Raw genomic sequence first — 17,859 nt, 5'->3', positions numbered from 1 at the left:
ATCCCCTTTCCACTCCCCTACTACTGACATATATCATTTCCTGCGGCGTAGCTTCTTCGGACATTTGCAGTATAAACACAGCCCGGAATTGGGGCAACTATACTAAATCTGTACGTTATGACCGCACCAGTAACTACACCAACTGAACTACTTGCCAAATACGATGTGCCTTCGCCAAGGTACACCAGCTACCCGACTGTGCCGTTCTGGGACGAAACTCCCCTGACCGAAGCCGCCTGGATGCTGCACGTAAAACAGGCTTTCGATAAAACCAACGACACCGAGGGCATCAGTGTGTACATGCACCTGCCTTTCTGCGAGAAACTTTGCACCTACTGCGGTTGCAACAAGCGCATTACCACCAACCATGCCGTTGAAGAACCTTATATAGTTGCCATTTTAAAGGAATGGGAACGCTACCTGCAGGTTTTTGGCAGGAAACCTCGCATTACAGAACTGCACCTGGGCGGTGGTACGCCTACTTTTTTCGGGGCCGAGAACCTGAAACTGATGCTGGGCAAAATACTGGAGAAAGCCGAACTGGCCCCGGATGCTGCTTTAAGTATAGAAGTACACCCGAACGCTACCAACGCCGAGCAACTGCAGGTGCTGTACGACCTGGGTTTCAGAAGACTGAGCGTAGGTATACAGGATTTTGATGTACGCGTGCAGTTCGTGATCAACCGCATCCAGACCTTCGAGAAAACAAAAGAGATCTTTGACGCTGCCCGCGAAATCGGCTATACTTCTATAAACGGCGACATTATTTACGGCCTACCTATGCAGACTGCCGACAGCGTGCGCCATACTATAGAGCGAGTAAAAGAGCTTCGTCCGGAACGTATTGCGTTTTATAGTTACGCCCACGTGCCTTGGAAGAGCAAAGCCCAGCGCCGCTACTCCGAAGCTGACCTGCCCGAGCCATCTGTAAAACGGGGATTATACGAAATGGGCCGCGCCATGCTGGAAGAAGCCGGTTACATCGAGATCGGCCTGGACCACTTTGCCCTGCCAACCGACGAACTATACCTGGCTGCAAAAAACGGTACCCTGCATCGTAACTTTATGGGTTACACCCCACGCCACACAGAGCTGCTGATAGGCTTAGGTTGCTCCAGCATTTCAGATACACGTACCGCTTTTATGCAGAACATTAAGGAAGTGGAAGCCTACGAAGAAGTGGTTAACTCAGGTATCTTACCAATACTGAAAGGTCACGAATTAACTGCAGAAGACCGCCTGATCCGCAAGCATATCCTGAACCTAATGTGCCAGTTCCGCACCGAGTGGGACGAAGCCATGGCCCCTTACTTTACCGATGCTCTTGATCGCCTGCAACCACTTGCCGAAGATGGCTTGGTAGAATACACGAACAAAAGTATACAGATACTACCTGCCGGCCACCCGTTCGTGCGCAACATCGCCATGTGCCTTGATTCAAGACTATGGTCGCAGCAACCAACTACGCCGGTATTTAGTAAGTCGGTGTAGGGAATTTTGAAGTTTTAAGTTTCGATTTATAGGAAGGAGCTGTTCTCAGGGGCAGCTCTTTTTCTGTCTGAATCAGGATTTTCAGGATTAATGGATTGACAGGATTGGTTATAGGTAGTAATTACACTAATTAATTATAGTTGCCGATTATCCAACCACTCCTTTATCCCCTCCTTGTCTAAGGCGGGGAGTTTTCTGTTGCTGCTTTAGTTTGTTTAATAGTTTTATAGTTTCTGTTTCAACACCCCTGTGGTCCCCTCCAGGGGACAGTTTTGCTTCAGCCAATTCACCAGTTATAGTTCTATAGTTACAGCCTGTGGGTCGGACAGGTCGCGACCTGTCCCTAGGGAAATACATTGTTGGAAAAGCGATGCAACTATAGCAGCTCAACTATAGCGAGAGCATCTACTATCGAAAGATTACAGTCTTTGGGTGGAGCGCCTTTGATTTGTTGCGGTGCTGAAGGCAACCCGAGGTACGAGGGTAGCTTCAAATCAGCAGCGCGATGCCCGAAGACGGGGCCCCGCGGCCGTAAGGGCACCAAAGTTAACTATGACAACTGTAAGTAAGTAAAGCTCCCAGGGTAGAAGTTAAATTGAAAGTATAGCCTAGTTCAAGTAAGTATAGACTTTAACTATAAGCCGAAATATATTTCTCGATACACTCGAAATGACATTAACATAATACCTTTCAACTGTAAACTCTACCACCTACCTTTGCCAAACAACTATAACTATAGTTCATGAGCTATTTTTACGTTAAGGCGCTGCACATCATATTTGTGGTAACCTGGTTTGCCGGGTTGTTCTACATTGTGCGCCTTTTCATATATTTCGCCGAGACTACTGAGAAACCTGAACCTGAGAGGTCTATACTTCAGGAGCAATTCAAGATCATGCAGAAGCGGTTGTGGTATGGCATTACCTGGCCTTCGGCTATACTTACCCTTATCTTTGGTCTGAGCATGTGGCACTTGTATGGAGGAACACCCAACTGGCTTGTATGGAAACTGAGTTTTGTAGTAGGCCTATATGTATACCATTTCCTGTGTCACGCTATTTTTAAACAGCAACAACAGGGTATTTTAAAGTATAACTCCACCCAACTCCGCATCTGGAACGAAGTAGCCACACTTTTCCTGATCAGCATCGTGTTCCTGGTGGTGCTAAAGAGCACACTAAGTATGATATGGGGCATTGTTGGCCTTATACTTTTCTCGGCTATACTTATGCTGGCTATTCGCATTTATAAGCGTGTTCGGGAGAGCAAGTAACTTACATTTTCCGGCAGATTCCTTACCTTTATGAAAAAGATAAACCTATGAAGCAGCCCGAACTTAAAGCAAATGAACGCGAACTGATCAAACTTATCCGCTTTTTTAGCAAGCGCGCTAAATTGCTTATTGAATCTGGCAAGCTTGATCCAGAACATGAAAAGCTGACCACTGCCTGCCAGAACCTGGAGCAGCAACTTTACAATCATGCTCAAAACCGTAGTATTATACTTGATAAGCGTGCACGTCTGGAGAAGGTTGTAGAAGATAATGCCCAGTGCCCTCAATGCAAGCATTCAGATATGCTGAAACGTACCGGAACCACCAGCAACGAGCACGGATGGCGGTGCAATACTTACAAATGCCGTCGTTGTAACATCACGTTCACCTGGAACCGGCCAAATAATCCGTGGCACCTGGTAGAGTTCCTAGAGATGTACATCAGGGAATTAGAAACAGGCCTTGAAACAGAGCAGAATGAAACAATGCGTGAGCATATTGTACAATCTATAGCACAGATGCAGGAAAGCCTGAACCGCCTTCGCCCTGTACTTCAGGACTCTGATGAAGAAGTGACGGCACTGGACCAGAAAGAGCAGGAAATGACCCGCCTGATCCATCAGTTCAAAAATTACCTGCTCATCGAAAAAATAAAAATGGATACGTTGGAAGAACCGGAAGTATAATCTATACTTCCTCTTCTACTTCAAGACTCTTATCTTTCTGTTACTGAATAATTTATACTTTATTTTCCGTTGTTCAACAGTTACCTCAACAGAATAGCAGCTTAACTTATAAGTTACTGAACTATAGTTTGGCTCTTAAAAAGCTCTTTAAATCTCCCTGCCCTCTCTACCACAATTGCACTTATCCATCATAACCATAGCAAATACTACACAATTATATAACTATACCCTTAGATCAATAAATATTTACAAGAACGTAACTTATTTTATTAAATTTTCGTAGCGCGGCCGTACAACCTGTGTTTATATTTTATATATTGTACTTGAAGTTAGTAGACAATATTATGGAGTACAATATTATAATCGCACCTGATCTTGATTCTTTGGCTACAAGAGTAGCTGATTTTATCCCAATGGGCTGGAAACTAAAAGGTAGTATTCTGGAACATAACGATGGTTTTGCACAGCAACTGGAGCGTAGGCCTTCTGATGCTATAAGGATGCAGCGTAAACAGCGCACACCTAAACAAAAGCGTACAAAATGGATTGAGTAATAGCTTAAAGATAAAGCCAAAGGTAAACCACTCCTGCACTGCATTTACTGCACCACCGGGAGTGGTTCTTTTTTGTTTGACAATTAGAGCCAAAGAATATAACCTAAGCATAGCTGCAACAGTATAGACTGGAAATTATCTAACCCCTTTAACCCTATACTTGCATGGCAAAACCTTTAACAGCTCCAGGCACAACTATGGGCACGACATCTGGTTCATCATTAAAAAAATTAGTATATATCCCTATAAAACGATGGCTCCTTCTGCACTTGCGCCTAGATACCAGCTATTTCAAAAAACAATCAGACCGTATCTGGTTAGATAAACAACTTTTCCCTCGGCTTTCAAATATTAAAGCAGGCCGCATTTTGTTTGTTGGTTGTGCTTTTTATACTTGGGAATCACTTAAATACTTCAGCAAAGGTGTTGATCTGGTCACAGTTGATATTGATGAAAACAATGTAATATGGGGTGGTAAGCAACACTTAGTAGCAAGTATTTTAGATATTGATAAACATGTGGAAGCAAGCAGCTTTGATATAGTACTACTGAATGGTGTTTTCGGGCATGGTGTTAACACACCAGATATGCAGGCACAAACTTACAAAGCTTTACATACTATTCTTAAACCTGATGGTCTACTCTTGGTCGGCTGGAACAGCGACATCTCAGAGGACCCAATGGAGCTTGAGACAAGAAAAGAGTTATTTTACCGTACTGAGTATGAAGGTTTACCTCAGCGCACTTCCTTCAAAGACTCCACCCATGTTATAGACTTTCTAAGAAAGAAGGTATAGATTTATACTTTTAGATCATCTAATTCAGATGCTACTAACGCCTGACTTAGATGATCTAAATTTTGTAGAAGCTTATACTTTAATTTTTTTCAATACCTTTTTCATCTTATCTAGCATATGATAATCTGATCGGTAAAAATTGCATTGACTAATAAGATCTTCGTTACCCCAAATAGTAAAGCGATTAAGTGTAAGCAAGTTTTTCATTTCGTATAGCTGCGGATTAAAGTTCTTAGCATGATGCACTGTAATACCTAACTTTATACCCTCCTGCTGACACACCTCTAAGACTTTATCATTATATTCCCCACAAGGGTAAGCTATGGTAACAGGTCTATAACCAACAATATCTTCTAATATATCCTGTGCCTGGCTTATCTGCTCTTTTATACCTGCTGTTGTATAGTTTGGCAACACAGCATGGTCGCAGGTATGATTGCCAATATGTACCAGCGGATGTTGTGCAAATTTATTTAATTCATCTGGTGTTAATGGTCGGTCTGTTTCACTTATTGGTGTAAGGCAATCGATACCATACTTTGATATAAGGTGGCTATCAATAGCATCATCGGTCAAGGTTAGCAAATATTCTTTTTCAATACTAATTGCTGCATCTGTCATACCTGCTTTTTTCCCTTCACGGTAGGCTACATCCCACCAGAATGCTTTCCCATTCCGAACATGATTTGCTGAAATAAAGAATAAGGCAGGTACATTGAATTCTTCAAGCACTGGTAACGCACGAAGGTTATTATAATATCCATCGTCAAATGTGATCATTATATACTTCTTTTCCGGATCAAGGCCATTCAGCACATCAACTGGAGATACAAAAGTGTAGCCTTTGTTTTTATGGTAGGCCACGAATCTGCGGAATACATCTACAGTAACCTGTTGTTGTGGGTCTGCCTGGTTCTTAGTCAACTCTTCCTTATTCAGGAAAAGAGCATGGAAAAGATATGTATTCAGTGCATTCTGTTCTTTAACAGCAGAAAGTATAAGGGGAGCCATCAACACATCCATCTGGTGTATGGCTTTTCGTATAGTTGTCTTCATGCAAAAATAAGCTATAAAAAAGCAGCAGGCTAGCTGCTATTTCCTTGTCTTATACTGTATGCACCGCCTGTTAGTTATACTTTACTATAACAGTCATACAACCACATATTTACACTACATAACATCCTCTAAAGCTGCTATTCTCTTCAGTTGATAGCATTATAACAATCTCTTATTTATCCATCAGAATATTTAAATGTTTCAGCATCTTTTTTGTGCATTCGCAGTATATATGGCTGAATTAATGCAAACCAGCATCCATTAGAAATGCATATCTCGCTGGTTGCAGCTCCTTAAACACCATACGTTCAGGACGTAACACCCTTAATCATGAACATGAAAAACATATTTTATTTTTTATTCTGCCTGATGGTAGTCAGCTCATGCGTTACAAAAAAAGAGTTGGTTTACATGCAAAATGAAAATCTGAAGAACACCACTCCTACTACATTTAACAACAATGTACCAGATTATAAGTTACAGGTAAATGATGTATTATCTGTTAAGGTACTGAGTGCGGAAAGTGAATTATCGGAAATATATAACATCATCAGCCCAACCAACGGATTTGGGGTAGCTGAACCAGGCAGTATGTACCTGAGCGGATATTCTATTGATAGTGAAGGTAACATTAACCTACCTAACGTTGGTAAACTAAAGGTTGCTGGCATGAATACTTTACAGGCACAGCAACTCATTCAGCGTAATCTTGATCGCTACCTTAATGGTGCTACCGTTGTAGTAAAGCTAATCAGTTTTAAAATAAGCATCCTGGGCGAAGTCGAGAACCCAGGCTACTACCATGTTTACAATGAACAAGCCAACCTGTTGGAAGGTCTTGCTATGGCCGGAGATTTAAGGCAGGGTGCTAATCGCCAGAACATAAAACTTATTCGCCAAAAACCAGGAGGCTCGGAGGTGATATTACTTGACCTGACAGACCCAAGCCTCGTACAATCACCATACTACTACCTGTTGCCAAACGACGTACTATATATAGAGCCTCGCAAGACACATCTGAAGCGTGAAAACCTTGTAATTATATCTGTAGTATTGGGTGTAGTCTCGACAGCAGCTTTATTTTTAAATTTTGTGAAATAACCCCCATGAAGAAGAATACAAAAGAACATGAAATAGACCTAAAAAGCTGGCTTTTCAAGTTCAAAGCAAAGTGGTATTTGTTTCTATTATTTGCTATAGTCTCATTAGCTGTTGCCTATGTGTATGTAAAAAGCTCTGAGCGTCTCTATAAGTTCAGCGCTACAATTTTGCTTGGTGATCAACACACAGGTTCTAAAAAAGCTCAGGAATTACTTAACCTACTTGAAGTACAGAATAAGGGTATTAAAGTGGAAGATGAGATTGGCCTGATCAAATCAACTGAAATGATCAGAAAAGCAATGCTACGCCTCGACTTTAATGTATCCTATTATAAGGTGAGTGATCATTGGTTAAATAGCATAACAGATATAATTGTAGAAGAACAGTATGAGTCTGCGCCTTATACTATAAAATTGGACACAAATGCTCATCAATTAGTAGATGTGCCTATGACTGTACGCATGCTTCCTGGCAATAAATATGAGCTAACAGTTAAAGGGAAAGATGTTGCGCACTACAATTTCAAGAACCACACCGTAAAGGAGTATTTACCTGAGGTTGAGTTCACAAAAGTATTACCTGTAGGAAAGCCTTATAAGGATAAGTACTTAAGTTTTACTTTGGAGCCATCAAAGAACGTAGATGTTGCTCCTGCAAAGGAGCATTACTTCATTATTAATAGCTTAGATAGTCAAGTGAGCCAGCATCAGGCTCATCTAGAAGTTTCACCGATTGAACGTGAAGCAAGGGTACTATGGCTAGTTAGCAAAGGAAGTATACCTGAAAAAGAGATCCTGTTCCTGAACACACTCATGGATACTTATGTAGCCAATGACCTTCAAGAAAAGAATCAGAATGGGCGCAAAACCCTAGAATTTATTGAGAATGAATTAGCCATGCTAACTGATTCTTTAAGGCAAAGTAAGCAGGCACTTTCTTCTTTCAGATCAGCAAACCGAATAGCAAATATTGATGTACAATCTAACATTAACTATGAAAAACTGTCGCAGTTAGAGATTGAAAGAGCACAAATTACAACTGACAAAATATACTATCAGAACATTCTGGAACAGATTCAGAATGGTGATGGTATCGCCCAATCTGTATCACCTACAGTAGCTGGTATCCAGAATCCAAATTTAAACAACCTATTCTTGGAGTTGTCTGAACTGAACAAGCAAAAAGCCGGCTATGAAGTTAACGCTACACAAAAAAACCAGCTGTTACAGGTTTTAGAAGGCAAGATAGCAAGCACTAAAAGCTCTATCATTGCTAACCTAAAAAATCTGATCCGTTCCGCTGACATATCTCTGAAAGATGTGGATCGAAGAATGAATCAGATTGAGACCAGCCTTGCCAAAATACCTGAAAACGAAAGACGTCTTATGGATCTGCAAAGCCAGGCAGAATTTATTAATAAACGTTATGATTTCCTGTTAGAAAAGCGTGCAGAAGCAGCTATAGCATTGGCTACTAACACTACTGACAAGAAAATAGTTGATCATGCAGCGCTTGCCAGTGTAGGCCCTATCAACGTAAAACCAAAAATGATTTACATGTTGGCATTACTGATTGGCTTAGCAATCCCTGCTGGTTTAATTGTGCTGATAAGTAATGTTGATAATACTATACAAGGGAAAAATGACTTGAATGCTATCACAAGTATTCCATTCTTAGGCGTGGTGGCACATGGCAGCAAATCAGATAAACTGGCAGTTAAAAACAATCCACGCTCTGCAATTGCAGAATCATTTAGATCTATCCGTATTAACCTACAGTACTTGTTGTCTGAGAGCAGTTTTAAAGTAGTAGGTGTTACATCATCTATTTCGGGAGAGGGCAAGACGTTCTGTTCGGTTAACTTAAGTAGTGAACTAGCCATGTCCGGTAAGAGAGTTGTACTAATTGAATCTGACATGCGTAAACCTACTTTTGGAAAATATTTCAACACAAATAACGCAGCGGGCCTTTCTTCTTTCCTGATGCAGGGGCTGCCATTAGAAGAAGTTATACAATCGACCGAAATCGAAAATTTGGATATTATCCCTTGTGGACCTATACCTGAAAATGCAATTCGACTGCTTGAATTGCCTAAAATGCGTGAACTTATTGAAAAATTAAAAGAGCAGTATGATTACATAGTAGTTGATACTCCGCCAATCGGTTTTGTATCTGAATATTTTATCCTGATGAAGCACTTGGATACAAACCTATATGTGGTGAAACATAAATACACAGATAAAGGAATGCTTGGGCAGATCAATGAGTTGTATGCTGCTAAAAAGATCAAAAACCTATACATGATCATTAATGATCTGGATTACAGCAACACGTACGAGTACGGATATAAGAAAAAGGCTTCTTACTACTATGTATAAACTGCACGCTATTTAACAGTATCCAACATTGATTTATATGCCTGTATCTGTCTTTATAGTTACAGGCATATAAACATACAACAATTCTATATGAGTGATAATTTGGCTTCGAAGGCGGTGAATGGTATAAAGTGGGGATCTGCTTCTACGATAGCCAATGCCGTAATGCAGATTGGTTATACCGCCATTATGGCCAGGATACTTAGTCCTGAGGCTTTTGGTTTAGTAGCCATTGCTGGAGTAATAATTCGATTTGGTAGTTATTTTGCCAATCTTGGTTTAAATAAGGCTGTAGTTCAGCAGGAAGAACTTACTAAAGACCATATTAGGGCAGCCTTTACATCTTCAGCTATACTTGGATTACTTTTTACAGGTATAATTTGGGCTGTAGCGCCTATAGCTGCCATGTTTTTCAAAAACCCGGATGCTATACCAATTGTTAGAGCAATGGCTTTCGCATTTCTTATCAGTGGCTTGTCTTCTACTGCTCTGAGCTTGCTGGAGCGCAACATGCAGTTCAAAGCAATTAGTATTCTAGAAACTGTCTCTTACATAATATCTTACCTCGGCGCTGGTATAACACTTGCTTATTTAGGCTTTGGCGTATGGAGCCTGATCTATGCAACACTGCTACAGATGGTTATTTTGTTAATTGGAGCATATGCAGTAGTGCGTCATAATATACTGTTCACATTCGACTGGCAAGTATATAAGCCGCTCTTCAGCTATGGTAGCAGAATGTCACTTATCAGTTTTCTGGAATTCCTGAGCATAAACTTGGATACCATACTTATCGGACGCTTTTTAGGAGACTTCAGACTTGGTATTTATAACCGCTCAAGAGAGTTGATTAGCCAGCCTATGCACATGCTTACCCGTACAATAATCAAGGTTATGTTTCCTTCATTCAGCAAATTACAGTCTGATAATGAAAGATTGGGAAAAGCTTATTTATCAAGTATTACATTTTTAGCAACTTTAATTATACCTGTTTGCTTTGGTATTCTGGTAGCTGCCCCTGAGATAGTAGCATTACTACTTGGTGATAAATGGATTGCTGCAGTTCCTGTACTTCAAATACTTTGTCTAGGGATACCTTTAAGCTTTATAACCATGTTTGCAGGAATGATTTGCGATGCAAAAGCAGCTCTGAACTCAAAGATAGTGCTCAACGTCGCATTCATGGTCGTCATTTCTATTTTCTTCTTTTTATTTAAAGGGTTTGGATTGCTTGGCTTTGCTTCTGCTATTGTGCTAGGTGAATTGGTGAAGATAATATTTTACCAAAAAATCATTAACCGCGAGTTGAATATTTCGTATCGACAACAAATATCTGTATACCTGCCAGGAGTAATAAATGGAAGCATCATAGCAGTAGCCATTTATGTAGTTAGTTCCTTGTTCAGGAGCCCGGATGTATCAATACTTGTAGTACTGCTGGCACAAATTTTAACAGGTGCTATACTACTGGCTATACTTACTCTTTTCTTTCCTCATAAGCTATTGAGGGCAGATATAGGATTACTATTCTCAAAACTTGGCCTTGCAGACAATACAGAATCTTACCAAAGTAAGATCATGCTGAAATATAAAAATTACCTTACCCAAAAAGGCTTTATTTCATAAACCAAGCCCTGCGGTTAATTATCTGAAGTATGACTATAGGAGTTTGTGGACCGATCGATCTTAAATTGCTGGACTGGGACCTGGGGTATACTGCATTACCTGAAACAAACAGTTTTCCTCTTACTTCACATTTTATTAATGCCTTGCTTAAGCGAGGTTACAAAGTTATTGGATATACAAATTCGTGTCATATTGATACCCCGCAAGTACTTGAAAGCGGAAATTTAAAGATATGTATCAGCAGAGCTAAACCTCAACCAGGCAGGCGCTTCTTCAGTTTTGAAGTGGAAGACCTTCGCAAACAGATAGAAGCTCATCCCGCAGATTTTATTAGTGCTTTCTGGTCTTATGAATTTGGATGGGCTGCTCTAAAAACAGGTATACCAACTGTTGTAAGCTTACATGATGTGGCTAGCAAAATCTTGCAAAACCAGCCAGACATGTTCAGAATTGTACGCTGGCTCATGAATCAAATTGTTGTGAGTAAAGCGAAGTACCTGATTGCTAACTCCTATTATACATATAGCATACTTAATAAGGAAGAGAGATCTAAAACGCTTATCATAAATAACTTTTACACTGAAACCATAGAACAAATAAGCCAAATGGTACCAGGTAAGGGTGATTATATAGTATCAGTTGTCCAAGGATTTACGAAACGAAAAAATATTCATAAAGCGCTTTATGCTTTTGCCAAAATAAGGGAACAGTTTCCAGATTTATCTTATCACTTGGTAGGCGTAGACATGGAAGAAGGTGGACCTGCGCAGAAATATGCTAAAAAGTATAAGCTGGATGCTGGTATAATATTTATTGGCCCATTACCATACACAGAAGTTGTTAAACAGATAGCAGGCGCTAAAGTGCTATTACACCCTTCTGTAGAAGAGTCTTTTGGAATGGCTATACTTGAGGCTATGGTATCAGGGACAGCTGTAGTAGGTGGTAGAAAAAGTGGATTTGTTCCTTATCTACTTAATCATGGAAATGCTGGTATTCTTTGCGATATAACGTCATCCGATGATATAGCATTAGCTGTTATTAAACTTTTAGAAGATGATTCATATAGGAACAAGTTAAGCAACACGGCTAAAGTTTATGCCCAAGCACACTTTTCTGAAGAGGTTGTTATCAAAAGACATCTAGACTATTACAGTAAAATACTCGGAAGGGAACTAGAACCGGCCGAACAAATCAAAAAACTAACAATACACGCAGAACATAATCCACTCCCGTGAATAAGCTGCAATAGTAATTTTAAATGAAGCTGAATTATACTTTCTTGTTTGTCATACCGCTAGCATCCATCTTTCTCCTAGACAATATGTTTATGGAATTGGCAGCTCCTCATAACGTTGATCAACAAGGCGCAATTTTCAATATTTTTATGAAGGGGCTTGCTGGAATTGCATTTTTATACAGTGCGATACATTTCCAGCGTATGTCGCCACCTATGCGTTTCGCATTTTTCGTCACTACCTGTTATGTATTTGGGTTAGTCTTTGAGTCATATTATAAGTATAATTCTTTCTTCATTTATCCGCATGTTTTTCTCAAAGTATTAATTTTTTACTTCTCTTTTTTTACTTACACATTTTATAAAGGGAATTACTATCTCAAATTCTCCCATATAGTTTATTTTATTTTAATAGGCTTTTGGCTGAATGTTTTAATTGTTAACCCTAGCGCATTAAGTTTATCGTCATTTACCCAACATGAACGAGGTGTTCATTCCACTTCTGTTTACATGCTGGTTATTCCATTCCTGTATTTCGTAACAGAGTATTTCACTAAGCCTAGATTATACAGTTTGGGGATGGCTTTCTTTGTGCTACTATCTATATTCTTCTTCCAGCACAGAACAGTTTGGATTTCAACGGCAGTTGTTTTAGTTATCTACTACCTTTTGTTCCGATTTAAAACAGAAACTCCCATAACACTTGGTAAAATTTTACCTATAGCTACAATAATCCTTGGTGGAGCCATAGCCAGTAGTGCATTCATTTTCTCGATGCACCCAGAGGTGATAGTGAAGATAATGGATAACTTCTCTGACATTGAGAATTTTGATAAGCAAGGAACAGGCAGCTGGCGTTACATCCAATGGATGTCTTACTTACCCTTTATAAAAGAGAATTTGTTTCTAGGTATGCGCTTCGAAGGATTTGAACTTCCTATCCAGTTTTACCGGGATGATATTGATAAACCTGTTTTTGAAGATGGTCATGGGCACTTCTTTCATAGCTTTTATGTAGATGTGCTTTTCTATATTGGCTTGATGGGCCTGTTCTTATACTTACTACAGGCAGTTTATGGCATCTGGAGAGGTCTACGAATGCCTATGCTTACTAATAACCAGATCATGCTTCTATCGTTCGTATTGAGCGGGTTTGTATTTGGTATCTCTTACATACTGCCTCCTTTCTTCTACGGTGTGTTGGGCTGGGCAATTGTAGCCCTGGAAGAAGAGCATAATGAAAGAACAAGTTATCTACTTGCCTTCGTAAGACGTAGAAAAGCTACTCTACAAGCAATAAAACAAAGATTAATTTCTCATTAATCTGTATCCAAATTTACTGAATCTAGTACAACACCTATATATACGTACTATACTAATCTTATGAGTAACACTACACTCAACACCCTGCAGACACCCGTATTACTGATCATATTTAACAGGGCACATACTACTCAAAAAGTATTCGATCGTATCAGGCAGCTAAGGCCTGCGAAATTATATGTTGCCGCTGATGGCCCAAGACCGCATGTACCTACTGACCAAGAAAAATGTAGTTCTGCGCGCCGCATAGTAGAACAGGTAGACTGGGAATGTGAAGTTAAAACGCTATTTCAGGAGAAGAATTTAGGTTGTGGGGTAGCACCAGCTACAGCCATATCCTGGTTTTTTGATAGCGAAGAGGCAGGTATTATACTTGAAGATGATTGTGTGCCTTCTAAAAGCTTCTTCTGGTTCTGCCAGGAAATACTGGAGAAGTATAAAAACGACACGCGCATTATGCATATAGGTGGCAACAATTACCTGGAAGGCTGGCGCCGTGACAGTGATTACTCTTACTACTTCTCAAACAATGTAAATGCCTGGGGCTGGGCTACATGGCGTCGAGCCTGGAAGCTGTTTGACATCAATATCCCTAACTACCCTGAACTAAAACAGAAAGGTTACCTGGATGGCTTATACCTTAACAAAATTGAGAAAGCTTATCGGCTAGGGTTACTAGAGAAAACCTATACACATATACAGAAAGGCGATGTATGGGATTACCAGTGGCAGTTTACAGTACATAGTAATTCAGGGCTTTGTATCGTGCCCGAAGTAAATCTGGTTCGAAATATAGGCTTCGGAGAAGATGCCACACATACCTTCAATTCACATGAGAAAAAGGCTCAACTTATTGAACAGGAAATAGAATTTCCGTTACGGCACCCAAAATTTGTACTAAGAGATCTAGAATCAGACAGAAGAACATTTAATTTCTCGATGCGAGACAAAGTGAAAGCAAAACTTAAAAGCATCTTCAGCTTTAGTTTGTAATACTACCTCCAAGTACAGACTTGCGTATCTGAAGTACGCATAAGCCATTACTTGGCATGTTTAAATTTAATCCTTTTAACACAAGTATCATCAGTCCAGGCTGGTGAGCTACCTTTCAGACAGATTAGTATGATTCATATAGTTATACCCGTTTTTAATAGAAAAGAATATACAAAAGCTTGTTTACAATCTTTAAGAGAGCAGTCAAATAAAGGCTATACTGTAATAATTGTTGATGATGGCTCTACAGACGGTACAGAAGCCATGCTCAGAAGTGAGTTTCCGGAAGTAACAATACTAAAAGGAGATGGTGGTCTGTTTTGGACAGCTGGAGTTAATATGGGCATTAATTATGCCCTGCGCCAAAATGCTCGGCTTATTATGACAATGAATAACGATATAGTAGCTGACCGTGACTTGATCGAGAATATGTATAAATGGCATGAGTGCAAACCCAATGCTCTGCTTGGTGCATTAGAGCTTGATGCTATATCAGGTAAAGCTCTTTTTGGCGGTGAAAGACTGAATTGGAAACTGAATAAAATTGAGCAGGTACTGGACTCCCTAAAACCAGAAGATCAAAAAGGCATTCATGCCGTTACACATCTGCCTGGTCGCAGCCTTCTTATACCAAGTAGCATAATTGATAAAGTAGGTATTTTTGATCAGGAACGTTTCCCGCATTACATTGCTGATTACGACTATACTCACACGGTACGCAGAGCCGGCTTTGAACTCTTCTGTAATTACGATGCCAAAATTTATACTTATCCTGAAGAGAGTGGAGAGAGGCAAATAAGACGTGAAAAGAGTTTTAAAAATTATTACAAGCACCTTTTTGATATTAAGGGCGGTGGTAACTTGAGAGATTTTACACGTTTTACACTTAAAAACTGTCCAAAACCTTACATTCCATATCATTTGGCTAATGGTTATGCCCGCAGGTTATTAGGATATTTTGTGAAGTAATAAATGGTTAGGCTTGCTTTAGATTGGAAGCTTTCAGCAAATTATTTGAGAGAAACTAAGCTGTTATCTAAAATACTAGTGATTACTGCTTTGTTTCTTATTACATTGTCTCTATTCGCTTCGCTTCTGTTAAAGTCTGGCCAAGGCAACCACAGGTATCCAATAACTTCAGAAGATTACAGTGGTCCTTTTGTGATCACCAAAGGGGGTACTTACACGGGTAAATGGGAGTCGAGAGACTCTGAAGTACCAGCGGTAGAAATCAAAACCTCAGAGCCAGTCACTATTGTCAACTCCAACATCCGTTCTGCCGGTTACCTGATCAAAAGCTGGGGCTACTCTGTCAATGTAACTGTCAAACACACCAACGGCTATGGCCTGGAACCTACAGTTTTCTACCATTACAAGAAGCCGCGCCGCTTTTTAACAGCTGACGAGTTTGCAAATGTGGTGATAGAAAATTGCTATATGGAACAAACAGCTGGTATTGCCATTGGTGATAAATATGTGGGTAATGCTACTGAGAAGGAAACTATAAAAATTCGCTTTAATAAAGCCAAGAACATAGATGGACGTATTTATCAGGATACTGAGCTGGTAAACTTTGTAAGTTTTAACTTTCGTGGTTCGGTACCATATGCTGAAATAGCATGGAACGAAGTGATAAATGAGCCTGATAATTCGCTGGTAGAGGATAATATCAATCTATCAAATTCACGTGGTAAACGCTCCTCCCCTATTTTGATACATAATAACTATATACAAGGAGCTTATCCCTTTCCATCTGATGCAAAGGATTATTCCGGAGGGGGTATCTTAAGTGATTCCTGGTACAAAAAAGGGATGGGGCATCCGGACTCTGTAGCAACAGCTTATGTAAAAATCTATGATAACCAGACTGTAAATCTCTGCAACTATAACTATGCTATTGCCGGTGGCAACAACATCGAAATCTATAACAACAGAGCAGTTACTTCAGCACTGCTGGCAGAAGGCAGACCTGTTAGTACCCATAACATAGGCATATACGGTTACGATTATTATAAAACAGGAGCCACATACAACAATAAAGTATACAATAATACAATAAATGTAATGGCCACCTGCGCTGATGAAAGGTATAATGAAAACTACTTCCCTGATGGAAAAGTAAAAGCTTTTAATAATACGTTTCTACCCGATACAATTATAACTCTACAGCATGAACGGATGGAATATAAACTCTGGCTGGAAAAGCTAAGGAAGAATGGAATTAAGCTTGGGCCTATCAATGCAACTACTAAGTTCAATTAAGTTAAACAATAGGTACGGATGTAAGCTTCACCTCCTCAATAATTGGATTGAAGAGAACAATAGTAAGTAATATCAAGTATAAAAACATTATCAAATAAAGATATATAAGAACCACTATGGTTATAATGAATTATAAAGCTGGGCAGCTTGCAAACAGATTATTTTACTTTTCCCATTTTATTTCAAATAGTATAGAATACAACTACAAGCTGATTAATCCATCGTTCGATGAATACAACAAATTCTTTACTTCAACATCAATCAATGAATTTGGTAATCTGGACATAAGTATCAGTCTTACAAATAACACCACAATTGATACATTGATCAGAAAGTCAATTAATGTATTGCATAAGGTAGCATTCCCTCCACTAAAAAATGCTTTTGGCTACCGTTTCCATGATATAAAAGAATATGACGACAGGTCAGATCTTGAAAAGTACAATGACAGGTCTATCTGCTTTGATATGAATGATGCTGATTTTGTTGAGTCTGCTAAAAATAAAGTTGTTTTTATTGACGGCTGGCTATACCGAGATTTTAAAAACTTTAGCAAGCATTCCCCTGCTTTAAGAGAGATCTTTACTCCGCTACCAGAATATATGGACCAGGTGCAGGAGATCATAAACAAATGTAAAACCTTAGGAGATACTATAGTTGGTGTACACTTAAGACGGGGCGACTTTAAAGATTTTAATAATGGAAAGTGGTACTACGAGGACGAAACATACTATAAAAAAATGCTGGAAGTTGAGCAGGAATTGGCAGCAAAAGGTAGAAGATGCGTATTCCTGATGTGCTCTAATGAGAAAATAAATAAAAATAATTTTAAAGGCTTACCAATTGTAAACGAATCACGCCATTACATTGTAGACCTATATGTATTATCACAATGCGATTACCTGATCGGCCCTCCCAGCACATACTCTATGTGGGCTTCTTTCTATGGAGAAGTGCCTCTTTACCACATCAATGATCCTAAAAAACAGATTACACTTTCTGATTTTGAAGTTATAACACAAGGCTAAGTTATTCTCTTTTAAACTGCCTGAATTTAAAACAAAGCCTTAATACAAAAAGCA

The 17,859-nt window shown here is 39.5% G+C and carries 15 protein-coding genes; 14 read left to right on the top strand and 1 reads right to left on the bottom strand.

The features are described 5' to 3' along the window. Window positions 1-117 precede the first annotated feature (117 nt). The 5 genes from hemN to MJ612_RS02825 all read left to right on the top strand — a co-directional run bounded on the left by hemN (window position 118) and on the right by MJ612_RS02825 (window position 4,801). Window positions 118-1,491, top strand: a complete 1,374-nt coding sequence (gene hemN, locus MJ612_RS02845; protein WP_187029254.1) for an oxygen-independent coproporphyrinogen III oxidase — start codon at window positions 118-120, stop codon at window positions 1,489-1,491. Between the two features lie 742 nt (window positions 1,492-2,233). Beyond that, window positions 2,234-2,764 carry a CopD family protein gene (locus MJ612_RS02840; protein ID WP_187029252.1) on the top strand — a complete coding sequence of 177 codons (531 nt, stop codon included), beginning with the start codon at window positions 2,234-2,236 and terminating at the stop codon, window positions 2,762-2,764. A 47-nt stretch (window positions 2,765-2,811) separates the two neighbouring features. Beyond that, window positions 2,812-3,450 carry a hypothetical protein gene (locus tag MJ612_RS02835; protein WP_187029250.1) on the top strand — a complete coding sequence of 213 codons (639 nt, stop codon included), beginning with the start codon at window positions 2,812-2,814 and terminating at the stop codon, window positions 3,448-3,450. 344 nt (window positions 3,451-3,794) lie between these two features. Next, window positions 3,795-4,004: a DUF1737 domain-containing protein gene (locus tag MJ612_RS02830; protein WP_187029247.1), complete on the top strand. Its 210-nt coding sequence runs from the start codon at window positions 3,795-3,797 to the stop codon at window positions 4,002-4,004. Between the two features lie 164 nt (window positions 4,005-4,168). Further along, window positions 4,169-4,801 (top strand): class I SAM-dependent methyltransferase, encoded by a 633-nt coding sequence (locus tag MJ612_RS02825; RefSeq protein ID WP_187029245.1) that lies wholly within the window; start codon window positions 4,169-4,171, stop codon window positions 4,799-4,801. A gap of 72 nt (window positions 4,802-4,873) precedes the next feature. Here MJ612_RS02825 and MJ612_RS02820 read toward each other — a convergent pair whose 3' ends face one another. Then, window positions 4,874-5,857, bottom strand: coding sequence for a polysaccharide deacetylase family protein (locus MJ612_RS02820; RefSeq protein ID WP_187029244.1), 984 nt, complete (start codon window positions 5,855-5,857; stop codon window positions 4,874-4,876). Window positions 5,858-6,193: 336 nt separating this feature from the next. Here MJ612_RS02820 and MJ612_RS02815 point away from each other — a divergent pair, with 336 nt between their 5' ends. The 9 genes from MJ612_RS02815 (at window position 6,194) to MJ612_RS02775 (ending at window position 17,805) form a co-directional block, all read left to right on the top strand. Continuing rightward, window positions 6,194-6,958 (top strand): polysaccharide biosynthesis/export family protein, encoded by a 765-nt coding sequence (locus MJ612_RS02815; RefSeq protein WP_187029242.1) that lies wholly within the window; start codon window positions 6,194-6,196, stop codon window positions 6,956-6,958. Between the two features lie 5 nt (window positions 6,959-6,963). After that, window positions 6,964-9,336 (top strand): GumC family protein, encoded by a 2,373-nt coding sequence (locus MJ612_RS02810; RefSeq protein WP_187029240.1) that lies wholly within the window; start codon window positions 6,964-6,966, stop codon window positions 9,334-9,336. Between the two features lie 90 nt (window positions 9,337-9,426). Beyond that, on the top strand, window positions 9,427-10,962 hold the full coding sequence (locus MJ612_RS02805; protein WP_187029238.1) for a lipopolysaccharide biosynthesis protein: 1,536 nt from the start codon (window positions 9,427-9,429) through the stop codon (window positions 10,960-10,962). A 29-nt stretch (window positions 10,963-10,991) separates the two neighbouring features. After that, the gene (locus tag MJ612_RS02800) at window positions 10,992-12,200 is read left to right on the top strand and encodes a glycosyltransferase family 4 protein (RefSeq protein WP_187029236.1); all 1,209 of its coding nucleotides are present in this window, start codon (window positions 10,992-10,994) and stop codon (window positions 12,198-12,200) included. Between the two features lie 23 nt (window positions 12,201-12,223). Beyond that, a complete protein-coding gene (locus MJ612_RS02795) occupies window positions 12,224-13,522 on the top strand; it encodes an O-antigen ligase family protein (protein ID WP_187029234.1) in 1,299 nt (432 codons plus the stop codon). Between the two features lie 60 nt (window positions 13,523-13,582). After that, a complete protein-coding gene (locus MJ612_RS02790) occupies window positions 13,583-14,515 on the top strand; it encodes a nucleotide-diphospho-sugar transferase (protein ID WP_187029232.1) in 933 nt (310 codons plus the stop codon). A gap of 129 nt (window positions 14,516-14,644) precedes the next feature. After that, window positions 14,645-15,484: a glycosyltransferase family 2 protein gene (locus MJ612_RS02785; RefSeq protein WP_187029230.1), complete on the top strand. Its 840-nt coding sequence runs from the start codon at window positions 14,645-14,647 to the stop codon at window positions 15,482-15,484. A 105-nt stretch (window positions 15,485-15,589) separates the two neighbouring features. Next, a complete protein-coding gene (locus MJ612_RS02780; protein ID WP_250419034.1) occupies window positions 15,590-16,777 on the top strand; it encodes a glycosyl hydrolase in 1,188 nt (395 codons plus the stop codon). Between the two features lie 125 nt (window positions 16,778-16,902). Continuing rightward, a complete protein-coding gene (locus tag MJ612_RS02775; RefSeq protein ID WP_187029228.1) occupies window positions 16,903-17,805 on the top strand; it encodes an alpha-1,2-fucosyltransferase in 903 nt (300 codons plus the stop codon). The last annotated feature ends 54 nt before the right edge of the window (window positions 17,806-17,859 follow it).

This window comes from Pontibacter deserti (genome assembly GCF_023630255.1).
Lineage (GTDB): Bacteria > Bacteroidota > Bacteroidia > Cytophagales > Hymenobacteraceae > Pontibacter > Pontibacter deserti.
This window is presented reverse-complemented; position numbering and strand designations above follow the sequence as displayed.